This window comes from Mycobacterium sp. E2497 (genome assembly GCF_001668695.1).
Taxonomy (GTDB): domain Bacteria; phylum Actinomycetota; class Actinomycetes; order Mycobacteriales; family Mycobacteriaceae; genus Mycobacterium.
In genome coordinates, this window is the sequence record NZ_LZKD01000298.1 from 1 (window position 1) to 14,747 (window position 14,747).

Annotated in this window: 14 protein-coding genes and 2 pseudogenes; 3 read left to right on the forward strand and 13 right to left on the reverse strand. The window is 70.2% G+C overall.

What is annotated here, in order from left to right; translation table 11 throughout:
- The 3 genes from A5713_RS29420 to A5713_RS26715 all read right to left on the reverse strand — a co-directional run.
- Positions 1 to 89, reverse strand: an 89-nt coding sequence (locus A5713_RS29420) for a hypothetical protein (RefSeq protein WP_231980715.1), incomplete at its 3' end; no start/stop codon positions are given.
- A gap of 60 nt (positions 90 to 149) precedes the next feature.
- Entirely contained in the window at positions 150 to 674 is a 525-nt protein-coding gene (locus A5713_RS26710) for a polyadenylate-specific 3'-exoribonuclease AS (protein WP_067918127.1), read from the reverse strand.
- A 9-nt stretch (positions 675 to 683) separates the two neighbouring features.
- Positions 684 to 1,568, reverse strand: coding sequence for a hypothetical protein (locus A5713_RS26715; RefSeq protein ID WP_067918129.1), 885 nt, complete (start codon positions 1,566 to 1,568; stop codon positions 684 to 686).
- Between the two features lie 90 nt (positions 1,569 to 1,658).
- Between A5713_RS26715 and A5713_RS26720 the strand changes: the two genes are divergently transcribed.
- The gene (locus tag A5713_RS26720; protein WP_156752052.1) at positions 1,659 to 2,954 is read left to right on the forward strand and encodes a glycosyltransferase 87 family protein; all 1,296 of its coding nucleotides are present in this window, start codon (positions 1,659 to 1,661) and stop codon (positions 2,952 to 2,954) included.
- A 13-nt stretch (positions 2,955 to 2,967) separates the two neighbouring features.
- Here the strand turns inward: A5713_RS26720 and A5713_RS26725 are convergent, their stop codons facing one another.
- The 5 genes from A5713_RS26725 to A5713_RS26745 all read right to left on the reverse strand — a co-directional run bounded on the left by A5713_RS26725 (position 2,968) and on the right by A5713_RS26745 (position 6,382).
- Positions 2,968 to 3,705, reverse strand: coding sequence for a 1-acyl-sn-glycerol-3-phosphate acyltransferase (locus A5713_RS26725; protein WP_067918131.1), 738 nt, complete (start codon positions 3,703 to 3,705; stop codon positions 2,968 to 2,970).
- A gap of 84 nt (positions 3,706 to 3,789) precedes the next feature.
- A complete protein-coding gene (locus A5713_RS26730) occupies positions 3,790 to 4,182 on the reverse strand; it encodes a hypothetical protein (protein ID WP_067918132.1) in 393 nt (130 codons plus the stop codon).
- Positions 4,179 to 5,447, reverse strand: coding sequence for an ArsA family ATPase (locus tag A5713_RS26735; protein WP_197516488.1), 1,269 nt, complete (start codon positions 5,445 to 5,447; stop codon positions 4,179 to 4,181). The genes A5713_RS26730 and A5713_RS26735 overlap by 4 nt, the downstream gene beginning before the upstream one ends.
- The gene (locus tag A5713_RS26740; RefSeq protein ID WP_067918136.1) at positions 5,444 to 5,878 is read right to left on the reverse strand and encodes an SRPBCC family protein; all 435 of its coding nucleotides are present in this window, start codon (positions 5,876 to 5,878) and stop codon (positions 5,444 to 5,446) included. Before A5713_RS26740 ends, A5713_RS26735 begins: the two co-directional genes overlap by 4 nt.
- A 114-nt stretch (positions 5,879 to 5,992) precedes the next feature.
- Positions 5,993 to 6,382: a polyketide cyclase / dehydrase and lipid transport gene (locus tag A5713_RS26745; RefSeq protein WP_067918146.1), complete on the reverse strand. Its 390-nt coding sequence runs from the start codon at positions 6,380 to 6,382 to the stop codon at positions 5,993 to 5,995.
- A gap of 162 nt (positions 6,383 to 6,544) precedes the next feature.
- On the opposite strand from A5713_RS26745, the gene A5713_RS26750 reads away from it, so the two are divergent.
- Positions 6,545 to 8,347, forward strand: coding sequence for a long-chain fatty acid--CoA ligase (locus A5713_RS26750; RefSeq protein WP_067918138.1), 1,803 nt, complete (start codon positions 6,545 to 6,547; stop codon positions 8,345 to 8,347).
- A gap of 442 nt (positions 8,348 to 8,789) precedes the next feature.
- Here the strand turns inward: A5713_RS26750 and pimB are convergent, their stop codons facing one another.
- The 4 genes from pimB to A5713_RS26770 all read right to left on the reverse strand — a co-directional run bounded on the left by pimB (position 8,790) and on the right by A5713_RS26770 (position 12,467).
- On the reverse strand, positions 8,790 to 9,947 hold the full coding sequence (gene pimB, locus A5713_RS26755) for a GDP-mannose-dependent alpha-(1-6)-phosphatidylinositol monomannoside mannosyltransferase (RefSeq protein ID WP_068099226.1): 1,158 nt from the start codon (positions 9,945 to 9,947) through the stop codon (positions 8,790 to 8,792).
- A gap of 48 nt (positions 9,948 to 9,995) precedes the next feature.
- The gene (locus tag A5713_RS26760) at positions 9,996 to 10,835 is read right to left on the reverse strand and encodes a hypothetical protein (protein WP_068099227.1); all 840 of its coding nucleotides are present in this window, start codon (positions 10,833 to 10,835) and stop codon (positions 9,996 to 9,998) included.
- Positions 10,836 to 10,878: 43 nt separating this feature from the next.
- Positions 10,879 to 12,030 (reverse strand): peptidoglycan hydrolase RipC, encoded by a 1,152-nt coding sequence (gene ripC, locus A5713_RS26765; RefSeq protein WP_067918142.1) that lies wholly within the window; start codon positions 12,028 to 12,030, stop codon positions 10,879 to 10,881.
- 182 nt (positions 12,031 to 12,212) lie between these two features.
- Positions 12,213 to 12,467 (reverse strand): hypothetical protein, encoded by a 255-nt coding sequence (locus A5713_RS26770; protein ID WP_068099228.1) that lies wholly within the window; start codon positions 12,465 to 12,467, stop codon positions 12,213 to 12,215.
- A 176-nt stretch (positions 12,468 to 12,643) separates the two neighbouring features.
- On the opposite strand from A5713_RS26770, the pseudogene A5713_RS29425 reads away from it, so the two are divergent.
- Positions 12,644 to 14,497 (forward strand): annotated as a pseudogene (locus A5713_RS29425) (DEDD exonuclease domain-containing protein); the annotation flags it as partial.
- Here the strand turns inward: A5713_RS29425 and A5713_RS28005 are convergent.
- Positions 14,435 to 14,747 (reverse strand): annotated as a pseudogene (locus A5713_RS28005) (anthranilate phosphoribosyltransferase); the annotation flags it as partial. The pseudogenes A5713_RS29425 and A5713_RS28005 overlap by 63 nt on opposite strands.

The window sequence follows — 14,747 nt, forward strand, 5'->3', positions numbered from 1 at the left end:
AGCGCAGCGTCCAAACGCGCCCGCAAGTCAACAGGCAACGGCGGCGGCGACGGCAGCTGGTCGATCGGAATGTCGACAGTCCAGTTCATCGGTCCATGGTAACCGGGGCGCGATGGTGACTGATCAGCGCGAACGTCGTTCGGGCGGCCTCAGGCCGGCGCTCCCCCGTTTCGATCGCTCCCGAAACCGGTTGCGTCGGCCGAGGTGATCAGCCGGAAACGTCGCAGCTGGTCGCGGGCGTCGACCAGCGCGTCGTGGGCATCGCGCGACCGCGGCGGCATCGGCGGGGACCCGCGGTCCTCCCACAATTGCCTCAGGTCCCGGGTGAAGCGGGGCAGCGCCCGCGGCAACTCGGGCATGGTGCCCCACAGCTGGCACAGCGCCACGTGGTCGTAGGCGCCGATCCACGCCCACAGTTCGATGGGGTCGCTGCCCCGGACGTCGAAGAATTCCTCCAGGTCCAGGCGGATCTGCCTGCGCGAGCGCCACAGCTGCGACGCCGGCGACGGCAGCTTGGGCAGCACGTTGGCGCGCACCCAGGCCCCGGCGCGCTCCGGATCGAATTCGGTGGACACCGCGTAGTATTCGCGGCCGTCTTCGGCGACCACCCCGATGGAGATCAACTCGATGGTGCGGCCGTCCTCGATGAATTCGGTGTCGTAGAAGTACCGCACCGGCGCAGCTTATCTGCTGATCAGGATGGGCTCCGTAGGCGGCGGAGCGGCATGGACGTCGTGGTCGAGTTGGGCGTCGACCGCGCGCTCGTCGGGCAGGCCGGGGGTGCCCGCGATCGCGCACTGGACCCAAAGCTTGGCCCGCACGATCGGGCGACGCAGCCTGCGTTCCCGCTGCAGCGCGCGGCGCATCTTCTCCGGCTGGGTGGTGTAGCGCCAGCGGGCCCAGGGCGCGTGCGGCCGCGACAACCGGACGGCGCCGATCACCAGCAGGACCACGATGAACATCCCGAGCAGACCGGTCCACACCTTGCCCTTGAGCACCACCACCACGGCCAGCGGCAGCGTCAGCACCAGAGCGCCGGCCACCGCGGCCCGCAGCGGCCACGAACCGGCGCCTTCCCAGATCGGGAGGAAGAACATCAGCGGGTGCAGCCCCATGATCAACAGGCCCGCGACTCCCACCGCGGCGAACACCGCGTCCACCGAGGTGCGCCCGTCCTCTTCCCAATAGACGTCGGACAGATGCAGGATCAACGCGTACTCGTCGAGCACCAGGGCGGCGCCGATTCCGAAAAAGATTGCCGACAAAGTGAATTCGGGCTCGTGGCCGTCGATGGACAGGGTGACCAGGGTCAGGCCGGAGAGCAACACCAGGACCACACCGAACGTCACGTGGTGGATGTGCACGCCGCCGAGGTGCACGTTGCGCGGGTGCCACCACCTGGTCGGGCGACCCGCGGCCGCGCGGTGGCGGATGAAGCGCACGAACGTCCGGGTGACGAAGAAGGTCATGATGAACGCCACCAGGCAGCACAGCAGGGGTAACCGGCCGCCGTCGAGGATGTCGTGCGCGAACCACCGGGTCACCCGCGGCACGAACCAGTGGAGCACTCTTGAAACGTACGCCTGTCCGCGCCGACCCCGTGTGAGCCGCGCTGGGCCGCGTGCCACCCCCGCGCACCGATTACGCTGTTGTGCGACATGAGTAGATGGCGGGCGCCCGGCGTGGGCTTCCCAGGCGGACGTGGCCCCGGCCAGGTCCTGTTGTGGTGCGGCCTTTGGCTGCTGGCGGCGGCGGGCCTGGGCTACGTGGCCTGGCAGCTGTTCGGGCACACGCCCTATCGCATCGACATCGACGTGTATCAGATGGGCGCGCAGGCCTGGATGCACGGGCATTCGCTGTACCACGGCGATGTGTTGTTCCACACACCGATCGGGCTCAACCTTCCGTTCACCTATCCTCCGCTGGCGGCGATCGTGTTCTGCCCGTTCGCCTGGCTGCACATGCCGGCCGCCAGCGTCGCGATCACGGCGTTGACGTTGGTGCTGCTGGTCGTCTCGACGGTGATCGTGCTGACCCGCCTGGATGTCTGGGCCGCCTCCACCGCGCTGCCCGGACCGGCGTGGTTGCGCCGCTGGTGGCTGGCCGTCGTCATCACCGTGGCGGCGACGATCTGGCTGGAACCGATCACGTCGAACTTCGCCTTCGGCCAGATCAACGTCGTGCTGATGACGCTGGTGATCGCCGACTGCCTGCCGCGCCGCACCCCGTGGCCGCGGGGCCTGCTGCTCGGTGTGGGGATAGCGCTCAAACTCACGCCCGCGGTGTTCCTGCTCTACTTCCTGCTGCGGCGTGACAACCGCGCGGCGCTGACGGCGCTGGCGTCCTTCGTGGGGGCGACGGCGGTGGGTTTCGTTCTGGCGTGGAGCGATTCGTGGGAGTACTGGACGCACACCCTGGCGCACACCGATCGGATCGGCGAGGCGGCCCTGAACACCGATCAGAACATCGCCGGGTCGCTGGCCCGGCTCGGGCTGGGTGAGCAGCAGCGCTTTGTGTTGTGGGTGGCGGCCTCGCTGCTCATGCTCGCCCTGACGGTGTGGGCGATGCGCCGGGTGCTGCGGGCCGGCGAGCCCGTGCTGGCCGTCGTGTGCGTCGCCCTGTTCGGGCTGGTGGTCTCGCCGGTCTCGTGGTCACACCACTGGGTGTGGGGGCTGCCCACCGTCGTGGTGCTGGCCGTGCTGGCCTGGCGGCGGCGCAACGTGGCGCTGGCCGTGGTCGCCGCCGCGGGCGTGGCGCTGATGAGATGGTCGCCGATCGACCTGCTGCCCAAGCACCACGAGACGACGGCCGTCTGGTGGCGCCAACTCGCCGGGATGTCCTACGTGTGGTGGGCGATCGCGGTCCTCGTCGCGGCGGGCCTGACGGTCACCGCCCGCAAGGCCTCGCGGGATTCGGCGCCGCAGCAATTGACGCCGGCGACAGCGATCGGCTAGTCGACGCCGGCGATCAGCCGACGGCGGTTTCGGGGATCCGCGCGGCCTCGCTGGTCGAACCCTGACCGTTCGAGCCGTTGCGGTTCTCCTTCAGGCTGGCGGCGTATATGTCCACGTATTCCTGGCCGGAAAGCCCCATCAGCTCGTAGATCACCTCGTCGGTGACGGCCCGCTCGATGAAGCGGTTGCCGGCCAGCCCTTCGAAGCGGGAGAAGTCCATCGGCTTGCCGAAGCGCACGGTGACCCGCCCGAAACGAAGCATGTTCGTCCCCGGGGGGTTGACCACGTTCGTGCCGATCATCGCCACCGGGATCACCGGCACCCCGGTGTGCAGCGCCAGCCGCGCCAGGCCGGTCTTGCCCTTGTACAGCCGGCCGTCCGGCGAGCGGGTGCCCTCGGGGTACATCCCCAGCAACTTGCCCGCCGACAGCAGCCGTTCGGCGGTGGTCAGCGCCGCCTGGGCGCTGTCGGCATCGGTCCGGTCGATCGGCACCTGGCCCACGGCGGTGAAAAACCAGCGCTGGAACCAGCCCTTCAGGCCGGTGCCGGTGAAGTATTCCGATTTCGCCAGGAAGGTGATCCGGCGACGCACCACCAGCGGCAGATAGAAGCTGTCCATCACCGCCAGGTGATTGCTGGCCAGGATCGCCGGGCCGGAACTCGGAATGTGTTCCAGGCCTTCAACTTTTGGCCGACCGAGCAAGTACAGCAGCGGGCCGAGGAGCACGTACTTGAATAGCCAGTACCACATGGCCCTCCCTCTCGCCCGCCCGCCGGTGTTCTGCGCCAACTGTACCCATCGCGTCCGCCATGGACCACCTTCGACGCGGGGCGGTCATTCCTCGACGGTGACCGGGATAGGCTGATAGCGGGTCCTGGTCGCGGCGTCCGGTGTCTGGGTCTCGGGGCCGCCATCGCCGGGGGGACCGCCGGGCGGACCGTCGGGTGGCGGTTTCGCCGCGCCGTCGATGTCGTCGAGCATGGCGCGCACGACTTCGAGCAACGCGATGCTGTGGTCGGCGATCACGGTGATCAGCGGGTGCTGGTCACCGGTCGCCAGCGCGGCCAGCGCACACACCGGACACCACACCTGCTGACACTTGCCGGTCCCGACGCCCCGTCCCGCGGTCAGCGCGGCCGCCGTCCGCATCGCCGGGTCGATGCCGTCCAGGATCGCCTGGGCGAGCCTGCGCAACTCCGGACCGATCTCGGGATGAGCCCCGCTCACTTAGGCCACACCTCCGGGTCTGGTCGAAAACGTACGGTCAGCTCGGTTCCCCGCAGGTGCGCGTCCAGGACGGTGCACCGCCGGAGTACGGACGCCAACCGAACCCTGCGCCGCAATCCGCCCGCGCTGATGATCAGGTCGTCGTCGACGCGGCCCAGCGTCAGCCCCGACGGATCGAGTTGTGGCAACGCTAGCCGCATCCGGTAAATGGAGCCAAGTCCCGTCCCGGATTCCAGGTCCACCGTCGGCCGCAGCGGGCCCGGCGGCGCCGTTCCGCCCCGGCGGCGCGCGCTGTCGAGCAAAGCGCCCAGCGCCTTGGGTCCGATCGGTTCCCCGGACAGGTGCGGAGTCATCACCAGGGCCACTTCACCGATGGTGGCGTCGAGCTCGTCGAGAACGCCGCGTTGTTCGGAAATGCGTTCGGCGTACCAGTAGAACGCGGGGTGCTCCGGCAGGTTTCGGTATTCGTAGGACTCGTCTTCGGCCAGCACCTGGTTGACGATCAGTTCCTCCACGCGCACGCCCATCAGCGCCAGCGAGCCCAGCGTCCGGGCCGCCTCGGCCGCGACCACCCGTTCGGGCGTCAACACCAAATGCGCGCTGACCAATTCGCCGTCGGTCAGCAGGGCGCTGAGCGCCTCGACGCTGGCGCTGACGCGCTCGAGCAGCTCCACGACCGCCGCCGACCGCGCGTCGTCGGCGCTGACCGACAACCGGCGATGACGCGGCCACGCCCGCTCGACGTAGAGGCCGAAGGTGGCCGGCAGGGTCAGCATCCGCAGCGCGTCCGCGGTCGATGCGCAGTCGACGACGACGCGATCCCAGCGCCCGGACACGGCCAGCTCGCCGACGGCGTGCAGTCCGAGCACCTCCTGAACGCCCGGTAACGCCGAAAGTTCCTGGGGCGCAATGGTGCTCAACTCGGAATCGGGAAACCGCCGATCGAGTGTGTCCACCACGTGGTGCCAGCGGGCCTCGAGCAAGGCCAAAGTGTCCAACGCCAGCGCTTCCAGAAAGCCGCCGCCGGCCTGGGCGTCATCGGCGAGGACGCGAACCAGTTCACCCTGACTCGGTGGAACGGGAACGCCGAGCACGTCCCCGAGTGAGTGCGCCTGGTCGGTGGACACCACCAGCACCCGCTGCCCCGCGCTCGCGGCGCTGACCGCCGTGGCGCATGCCAGCGTGGACTTGCCTACCCCGCCCTTGCCAACGAAGAGACTGATCCGGGCCGGGGTGAGCGCCCGCGATTGGCCGGACTCACTCAGCCCTCGACTCGTTTCTTCAGATCCTTCAATGCGGTGTCGGTCAGCCGGCGCTCGGCCTTGCGCTTGAGCAGACCGATCATCGGGACGGCGAGATCGACCGAGAGCTCGTAGGTGACCTCCGTGCCGGATCCCTTGGGCGCCAATCGATATGTGCCTTCCAGGGAACGCAGCAGCGAGCTGGAGACAAGCGTCCAGCTGACCGATCGCCGGTCCTTGGGCCACTGGTAGGACATGACCAACGTGTCCTTGAGGACAGCGGCGTCCAGCACCACCCGCGCAACCTTCGGATAGCCGTCGGCGTCCGTCTCCTGGACCTCGGCCTCCCGGTATTCCGAGATCCACTGGGGGTAGGAATCGATGTCCGCGATGACGCCCATCACCGTGCTCGGGTCGGCGTCGATGTAGATGGTCTGCGACGTCTTCTCCGCCACCTGGTGCTGCCCTCTCTCCCGCCGGCGGTCGACGCCGCGGGGAAAACTGCCGTGCGGGTCCAAACCCCCGGGCCTCCGGTCCGAAACGGTAAAGTCCCCGCAAACCTGACCCGGCTAAACTACCGGAGAAACTCCCACCGGACGTGTCCGTTCCAGTCTCGTCTTGACCTCGAAGGCCATTTTCTTGCCCGCCACCCGACGGCGGTGTGTCATTTTCGCCAGATTGAGCTTGGCCAGCTGCCAGGCCGCCACGCCCGTCGGTTCGGCGTGCAGGAAATAGTGCAGCACCACCCCGTCCAGCGACGGTTCCAGCCAGATTTCCATGGTGCCGGTCAGCGCGCCGGTGACCGCCCAGCGGATGCCCTTGTCGGCGCGATCCTCGATGACCCGCAACCGCAGGTCCGGCCACCAGCGACGCCAGCACGACGGGTCGGCGACCGCGGCACCGACCCGCGCGCCGTCGGCGGCGACGAACGTCTCGTCCGCGATCTGGATGCTGTTCACCACCTCAGCTTCACATATCTATCGGGCCCGCCACGCCGAGGGCGGGCCCGATTCCGGCCCCGGCCGGCACAGTGCCACCGTTCCTGCACGAATGCGCGGATTAGGCTGGACCACAACAAGCCGTCCCCCGGAACGTCACCAGCCAAAACGAGGTCAGCAAGAGTGCGTGAGTACAGTGTCCCCGCCCGCTTCTCCGTCGGCGAGCACGACAACATCGCGGCCATGGTCTTCGAACACGAGCGCGAGGACCCCAGCTTCGTCATCTTCCGGCGTCAGGTCGACGGCGTGTGGACGGACGTCACCTGCGCAGAGGTCGCCGCCCAGGTTCGCTCCGCGGCGCTGGGCCTGATCGCGCTCGGGGTACAGGCCGGCGACCGGGTGTCGATCTTCTCGGCCACCCGATACGAGTGGGCGATCATCGACCTGGCGATCCTGTCCGTGGGGGCGGTCACCGTACCGATCTACGAGACGTCCTCGGCCGAGCAGGTGCGCTGGGTGCTGCAGGACTCCGAGGCGGTGCTGGCCTTCGCCGAGACCGACGCCCACGCCGCGATGGTCACCGAGCTCACCACCGAGCTGCCCGCCCTGCGCCGGGTGCTGCACATCGACGGCTCGGGCCCCAAGGCGCTCGACCAGCTCGACGAGGCCGGGGCGTCGGTCGAGCCCGCCGAGCTCGCCGCCCGCCAGGAGGCGCTGCGCGCCGCCGACCCGGCGACGCTCATCTACACCTCGGGGACCACCGGACGACCCAAGGGCTGCCAACTCACCCACTCCAACCTGCTGTACGAGACCCGCGGCGCCAAGGAATGCCTGCCGACGCTGCTGGACGAAGGGCAGCGCCTGTTGATCTTCCTGCCGCTGGCCCACGTGCTGGCGCGCTCGCTGACGCTCTCGGCATTCGCCAACAAGGTGACCGTCGGGTTCACCAGCGACATCAAGAACCTGCTGCCGATGTTCGCCGTGTTCAAGCCGACCGTGGTGGTGTCGGTGCCGCGGGTGTTCGAGAAGGTCTACAACACCGCCGAGCAGAACGCGGTCAACGACGGCAAGGGGCGGATCTTCGCGGCCGCCGTGCAGACCGCGGTCGACTGGAGCCAGGCCCAGGACCGCGGCCGCCCGGGGCTGGTGCTGCGCGCCAAGCACGCGTTGTTCGATCGGCTCGTGTACCACAAGCTGCGCACCGCGCTGGGCGGCGAATGCCACGCGTCGGTCTCCGGCGGCGCCCCGCTGGGCGCGCGGCTGGGCCATTTCTACCGGGGCGTCGGCCTGACCATCCACGAGGGCTACGGCCTGACGGAGACCAGCTCGGCCATCACGGTCAACCAGGTCGGCAACGTCAGGATCGGCACGGTCGGAACGTTGTTGCCGGGCAACAGCATGCGCATCGCCGAGGACGGCGAGCTGCTGGTGCGCGGCGGCGTGGTGTTCAGCGGCTACTGGCGCAACGAGCAGGCCACCGACGACGCGTTCACCGACGGCTGGTTCAAGACCGGCGACCTCGGCGCGCTCGACGAGGACGGCTTCCTGAAGATCACCGGGCGCAAGAAGGAGATCATCGTCACCGCCGGCGGCAAGAACGTCGCCCCGGCCGTGCTCGAGGACCAGCTGCGGGCACACGCGCTGATCAGCCAGGCCATGGTGGTGGGCGACGCCAAGCCGTTCATCGGCGCGCTGATCACCATCGATCCGGAGGCTTTCGGCGCCTGGAAGGAACGCAACCACAAGGCGGCCGGTGCGTCGGTGGCCGACCTGGTCACCGACCCGGACCTGGTCGCCGAGGTGGACGCGGCGGTCAAGCACGCCAACCAGGCGGTGTCGCACGCCGAGTCCATTCGCAAATTCCGCATCCTGCCGGTGGATTTCACCGAGGACACCGGTGAGCTGACACCGACGATGAAGGTCAAGCGCAACGTGGTGGCCGAGAAGTTCGCCTCCGACATCGACTGGATCTACGAGAAGGAATAGCTAGCCGCGCAGAAGCCTGATTGCGCGACTCCTCAGCCCGGCCTCAACGGCCCGCATCGTCGCCGCGCAGAAGCCTGATTGCGCGACTCCTCAGCCGGCCTCAACGGCCCGCATCGTCGCCGCGCAGAAGCCTGATTGCGCGACTCCTCAGCCGGCCTCAACGGCCCGCATCGTCGCCGCGCAGAAGCCTGATTGCGCGACTCCTCAGCCGGCCTCAACGGCCCGCATCGTCGCCGCGCAGAAGCCTGATTGCGCGACTCCTCAGCCGGCCTCAACGGCCCGCATCGTCGCCGCGCAGAAGCCTGATTGCGCGACTCCTCAGCCGGCCTCAACGGCCCGCATCGTCGCCGCGCAGAAGCCTGATTGCGCGACTCCTCAGCCGGCCTCAACGGCCCGCATCGTCGCCGCGCAGAAGCCTGATTGCGCGACTCCTCAGCCGGCCTCAACGGCCCGCATCGTCGCCGCGCAGAAGCTCGGCCAGCCGGGCGGCCAGCGTGTCCCAGCGCCAGTGGGCCAGCACCCACTCGCGGCCGGCGGCGCCCATGGCCGCGGCCCGGTCAGGATCGCCGAGCAACTCGGCGACGGCGTCGGCGACGGCCTTCAGCGAGCGCCCGTCGACCACCAATCCAGTCTTGTTGTGCTGCACGGCTTCCGGGGCCCCGCCGGAGTCGCCGGCGATCACCGGCTTGCCGGTAGCGGACGCCTCCAGAAAGACGATGCCCAAGCCCTCGACGTCCATCCCGGCGCCGCGGGTTCGGCAGGGCATCGCGAACACGTCCGCCAGCGCGTGGTGCGCTGGCAGTTCGGCGGCCGGCACTCCCCCGGTGAACGTGACGTGCTCGGCCACCCCGCAGTCGCGGGTCAGTTTGCGCAGCGATTCCAGGTAGGGACCGCCGCCGACGATGACCAGGCCGGCGCCGTCGACGCGTTGCCGGATCGAGGGCAGGGCCTTGATCAGCATGTCCTGGCCCTTGCGCGGGACCAGCCGGGACGCGCACACGACCGTGGGCCGCTCCCCCAGCCCATAGCGGTCGCGCAGTTCGGCGCCGGCCGCCGGGTCGGGCCGGAACCGGTCGGTGTTCACCCCGGGCGGCAGGTATTCCAGCGAGGCGTGCGGGCCGAAGGCCGGCGCGAACCGGCCGCGGGTGTAGCGGCTGACGAACGTGACGACGTCGGTGGTGTCACCGATGCGGCGCAACACCGACCGGGCGACCGGAAGCATCGACCAGCCCACTTCATGGCCGTGCGTGCTGGCCACCACCCGGCCCGCCCCGGCATGGCGGGCGCGCTGCGCCAACAGCGCCAACGGTGCGGCCGCACCGAACCAGACGGTGTCGATATCGCACTCGGCGATCAGCCGGCGCATCCGCGCGTCCACCGCCGGCCCGGGCAGCATCAAGGTGCCCGGATGCCGGACCACCCGATAACCGGCCGACTCGGCCGCCTCGTCGAAGGCGTCGGCGCCCTTCCATTGCGGCGCGTACACCGTCACCGAATGCAACCTAGCGTCGACCAGCCGGCCGACGAAGTCGCTCAAGTAGGACTGGATGCCGCCCGGCCGGGGCGGAAAGTCGTTGGTTACCAGCAGGACCCGACTCACTGCGCCAGGCTAGCCTGGCGGTGCACCGGGCCCGTCGCAGGGCGCCCCTCACCCCGAGTGGGCCAGCCAGTCATGCCAGCGCACGAGCAGGCCGGGCGAGTCGGTGGCCAGGACGGCGTGGACGGCGGAGGCCACGTCGGTGCGCCCGACGCCGCAGACGGCCAGATACAGGTCGTGCAGCTTGGCCGTCCCGTAGGTGTCCGCGACGAAGCGCGCGAACCACCACGCACGGTCGTACGCCAGCGAGCGCTGCGGCCCCGGGGCGTCCAGGTCGGCGTCCGAGGGCAGCGTCAGCGGCACCGGCAACGCGTCGGCGGGCACCGGGGTATGGGGCCGCGCGACGAAATCGGCCACGCCTTCGGTCAGCCACCGGGGCGCGTCGGGGGCGGTGTCCACGCGCGCGGCATAGTGAAAAAGCTCGTGCGTCAACACGATTCGTAGCGCACCCGCGGTCATGTTGGCCGCACCGGGCGCGAAGACGATCCGCTGGCCGATGGCCATCCGGTGCACGGGGTCGACACGGTCGACGACCGTCACGGCCGCGATGTCGGCCCACTGCGCCGCCGGTCCCCCACCGGCGGCGGCGCGGAACTCCTCGTCCGTGCCAGCCGCCACCACCGAGATCTCGTGCGGCCAGTCGACGCCCCAGAACGCCTCGACCGCGCCGATTGCAACGCCGACGCCGGACGCCACCCGCGGCAGCAGCCGGTCACCGGCCGGGCCGCCGAGGCCGAGCAACCGGACGGTGCGGTCGCCGACGACCAGCGACTTCGTCGCGGCGCCGGCATGGCCGTGTGCCGGGACGATCAGCTGCGCGGGACGGGCGGCGCGGTCGCCGGCCGCGTCGAACGGCACGGCCGCCGCCACGACGACCTCGACGACAAACACCCAGGCCAGCAGCAGCGTGAGCCGGCGGCGCCGGCCGGGGCCTCTAGTAGCGGCGGGCGTCGTGGATCGGGCCTGCCGCGTTCATCGGCACCACGCGCACGGGCTGGCCGTAGGTGGAGGAATGGATCACCATGCCGTCACCGACGTAGAGGCCGCTGTGCGACGCGTCGTTGTAGAAGGTGATGACGTCGCCGGGCTGCAGGTCCGACAGGGCCACCGGTTGGCCGCCCTGCGCCTGCGCCTGGCTGGAGTGCGGCAGCGAAATGCCGGCCTGCTGGAACGCCCACATCACCAGTCCGGAGCAGTCGAACCCGCCGGGCGCGGCACCGCCCCACACATAGGGCGAGCCGACCTGGGTCAGCGCCGCCTGCACGACGGTCGCGCGGTCACCGCCGCCGACCCCGCCGCCGAACGGCCCGGGCATTCCGCCGGGAGGCGGCGCCTCACCGGGTGCCTGCCCGGCCGGCGGCGGTGCGCCCGGGGGCGCGGCCTCCGGCGCGGGCGCGCCGGGTGCCGGGAGGCCGGCCGGTACGGAGCCGGGATCGGCGAGCGCGGTGCGCTGCTCGGGCGACAAGGACACGTATTGCGACTTGACGACCGCGATCTGCACCTGCAGCTGACTTTGCTTGGACTGCAGGCTTGCCCGCACCGCGGCCGCCTGCTCGGCGGCGCTCTTCGCGTCGGCGGCGGACTTGGCGGCCTCCCGCTCGGCCGTGGCGGCCTGCTCGCTGGCGACCCGGAAGTTCTTCATCTGGTCGGCCATCTGCGTCGCCATCTGCCGCTGCATGGCCAGCTTGTCGATCAGACCTTGCGGCGATCCGGCGGTCAACATGGCCGTCATGCCGTCGACGCGACCGCCCATGTAGGTCGCGGCCGCGAGCTTGTTGACCGCGCCCTGGTAGGACGCCAAGCGCTCCTTGGCCGCATCGACGGCGGCCTGGGCGTCGTCGTGCTTCTTGTCCGCCGCGCGCTGGGCCATCAATTTGTCGTTCAGGTCGAGCTGCGCGCTGTGCATCGCCTCGGTGGTCTGCTCGGCCTGGCGGGACAACTGGTTGAGTTTGGCCAGCGCGTCGTCGGCCGGGTCGGCCGACACGTGCGCGGCAAGGACACCGGATAACACCGTGAAGCCCGCTAGCGTCCCGATGGCAGTTCGTGTGAAGACACGCGCAAACGGGTATCTAGAGTCAAGCCTCAAGATTTTGCTTCCTTAAACGGCCATCGACGACCGCGGGCCGTCGAGCTGGTTTAGGTCTCAAGTAGGTTACGAAACGATATCGACGTTTGTCCAAAGCGAGCGGTTAAGAAATTGGCAAGATTTCTGTCATTATCATGTGAACGACGCCGACCCCCTCGTAAACCTTTGGCACGCAAAGCATCTTAGGCGACGCCCGAATCGCGTCCGCGGCGGATAGGCACCAACCGCAATCGCGGTGCCAGTCCCACATCGGCAAGCACCGCCAATGCAGCACATTCGTCTTCCAACAAAGTCTCCGGGACCCCGAGTAACACGCTGACGACGCAGTCGCGGCAGCCCGGCCCGCGGACCGCGCAGTCGTCGCAGTCGATCACCACCGGCGCCCCCGCTTCGGGCACCGTCGCGCCGTTGCTGTCGGGTCCACTGCTTCGTGCCATCAGGATCGGTCCTCTCGGTCAGGCTTGGGCGACGTCAGGTCGACTGTCCGAACCGTAACCGCGGCCACCGACAACCAGCCGGCACCGCCTTTCCACCGGAAACCCCCGCACCCGGGCGTGCGTTCGCCCGGCGTGGGAGCCGCGCGGGTGTCGGTGGCCACGCTTACCGTCGCGGCATGGGTGCCGGTGGTGCGACTCAGCTCAGTTTCGCCGACTTGGGGTCGTCCTTCGAAACGCCCGACGTCTTGCTGCGCGACACGACCTTCGTGGTGGTCGACCTGGAGACCACCGGCGGCCGCACCAAAAGCACCAACGGAAAAACCCCCGACGCCATCACCGAGATCGGTGCGGTCAAAGTCCGCGGCGGCACCGTGCTCGGCGAGTTCGCCACACTGGTCGACCCGAAGCGCAGCATCCCGCCCCAGATCGTGCAGCTGACCGGCATCACCACCGCGATGGTGTCCGATGCCCCGACCATCGACGCGGTGTTGCCGATGTTCCTCGAATTCGCCGGCTTGGACCAGGGGACGGTGCTGGTGGCCCACAACGCCGGGTTCGACATCGGATTTCTGCGCGCCGCCGCGGCGCGGTGCGATATCCCCTGGCCCCGGCCACAGGTGCTGTGCACGGTGCGGCTGGCCCGCCGGGTGCTCAGCCGCGAGGAATCCCCGACGGTGCGGCTGGCCTCGCTGGCGCGGCTGTTCGCGGTCACCACCCAGCCCACGCACCGCGCGCTGGACGATGCCCGCGCCACCGTGGACGTGCTGCACGCGCTCATCGAGCGGGTCGGCAACCAGGGGGTGCACACCTACGCCGACCTGCGCTCCTACCTGCCGGACGTCACCCCGGCGCAGCGGCGCAAGCGGGTCCTCGCCGAGGGCCTGCCCCGCCGGCCGGGTGTTTACCTGTTTCGCGGGCCGTCGGGCGAGGTGCTCTACGTCGGCACCGCCGTCGACCTGCGCCGCCGGGTCGCCCAGTACTTCACCGGCGCCGACCCGCGCGGCCGGATGAAGGAGATGGTCAACCTGGCCACCGCGGTCGACCACGTCGAGTGCGCGCACGCGCTGGAGGCCGGCGTCCGCGAGCTGAGGCTGCTGGCCGCGCACGCCCCGCCCTACAACCGCCGGTCGCGGTTCCCGCACCGGTGGTGGTGGGTCGCGCTCACGGACGAGGCGTTCCCGCGGCTGGCGGTGGTACGAGCGCCCCGCCACGACCGGGCCATCGGCCCGTTCCGCTCGCGTGCCGACGCCGCCGACACGGCCGCCCTGCTGTCGCGCTACACCGGGCTGCGGACCTGCACGACGCGGCTGGGACGTTCGGTCCTGCACGGCCCGGCCTGCGCGGAGGCGGAAATCTCACCCTGCCCCGCGGCGCGCGCCGTCACGGCCACGCAATACGCCGCCGCCGTGGCGCGCGTCGCCGCGCTGATCGACGGGATGGACAACGCCGCCCTGTCCGGCGCCGTGGACCAGATCACGGCGCTGGCCGAGCGGCGACATTTCGAGAGCGCGGCGCGCCTGCGTGACCGCACCGCCACGGCCGTCGAGATCCTGTGGCGCGGCCAGCGGTTGCGCGCGCTGGCCACGCTGCCCGAGCTGATCGCCGCCGCGCCCGACGGCCAGGGCGGCTATCACCTCGCCATCGTCCGTCACGGCCAGCTCGCCGCGGCCGGCGCCGCCAGGCGCGGGGTGCCCCCGATGCCGGTGGTCGACGCGATTGCGGCCGGGGCACAGGCGATTCTGCCCACCGCGGCCCCGCTGGGCGGTGCGCTGGTGGAGGAATCCGCGCTCATCGCGCGCTGGCTGGCCGGTCCTGGGGTGCGCATCGTCCGGGTCGACGACTCCCCCGACGCCGCCGGCTGGGCATCACCGCTGCGCTCAGCCGGCGCGTGGGCATCGTGGGCGGCCTCGGCGCGCTCGGCGCGGTTGGCCTACGAGCAGACCTCGGCCCAAGCGGCGCAATACGATTCAGAGCTGCTCGCCGAACCGCACCCATCGCGCGAGCAGCTCTTCGGCCGCGCCGGAGTCGATCGCCGCGCCGGCGCGCCGCAGCCCGTCCTCCCACGCCGGCAACCATTCAGCGCGGCTGGATAGACCGGCGTGGGCGACCAGGGCCCCGGCGGCGTTGAGCACCACGGCGTCCCGGACCGGTCCCTTGCCGCCGGCCAGCACCGCACGCACCTCGGCGGCGTTGGCTTGCGCGTCACCGCCCAGCAGGTCACCGAGATCGGCTCGGGCGAAACCGAATCCGGCCGGATCGAAGGTCAGCTTGTCCACCGTG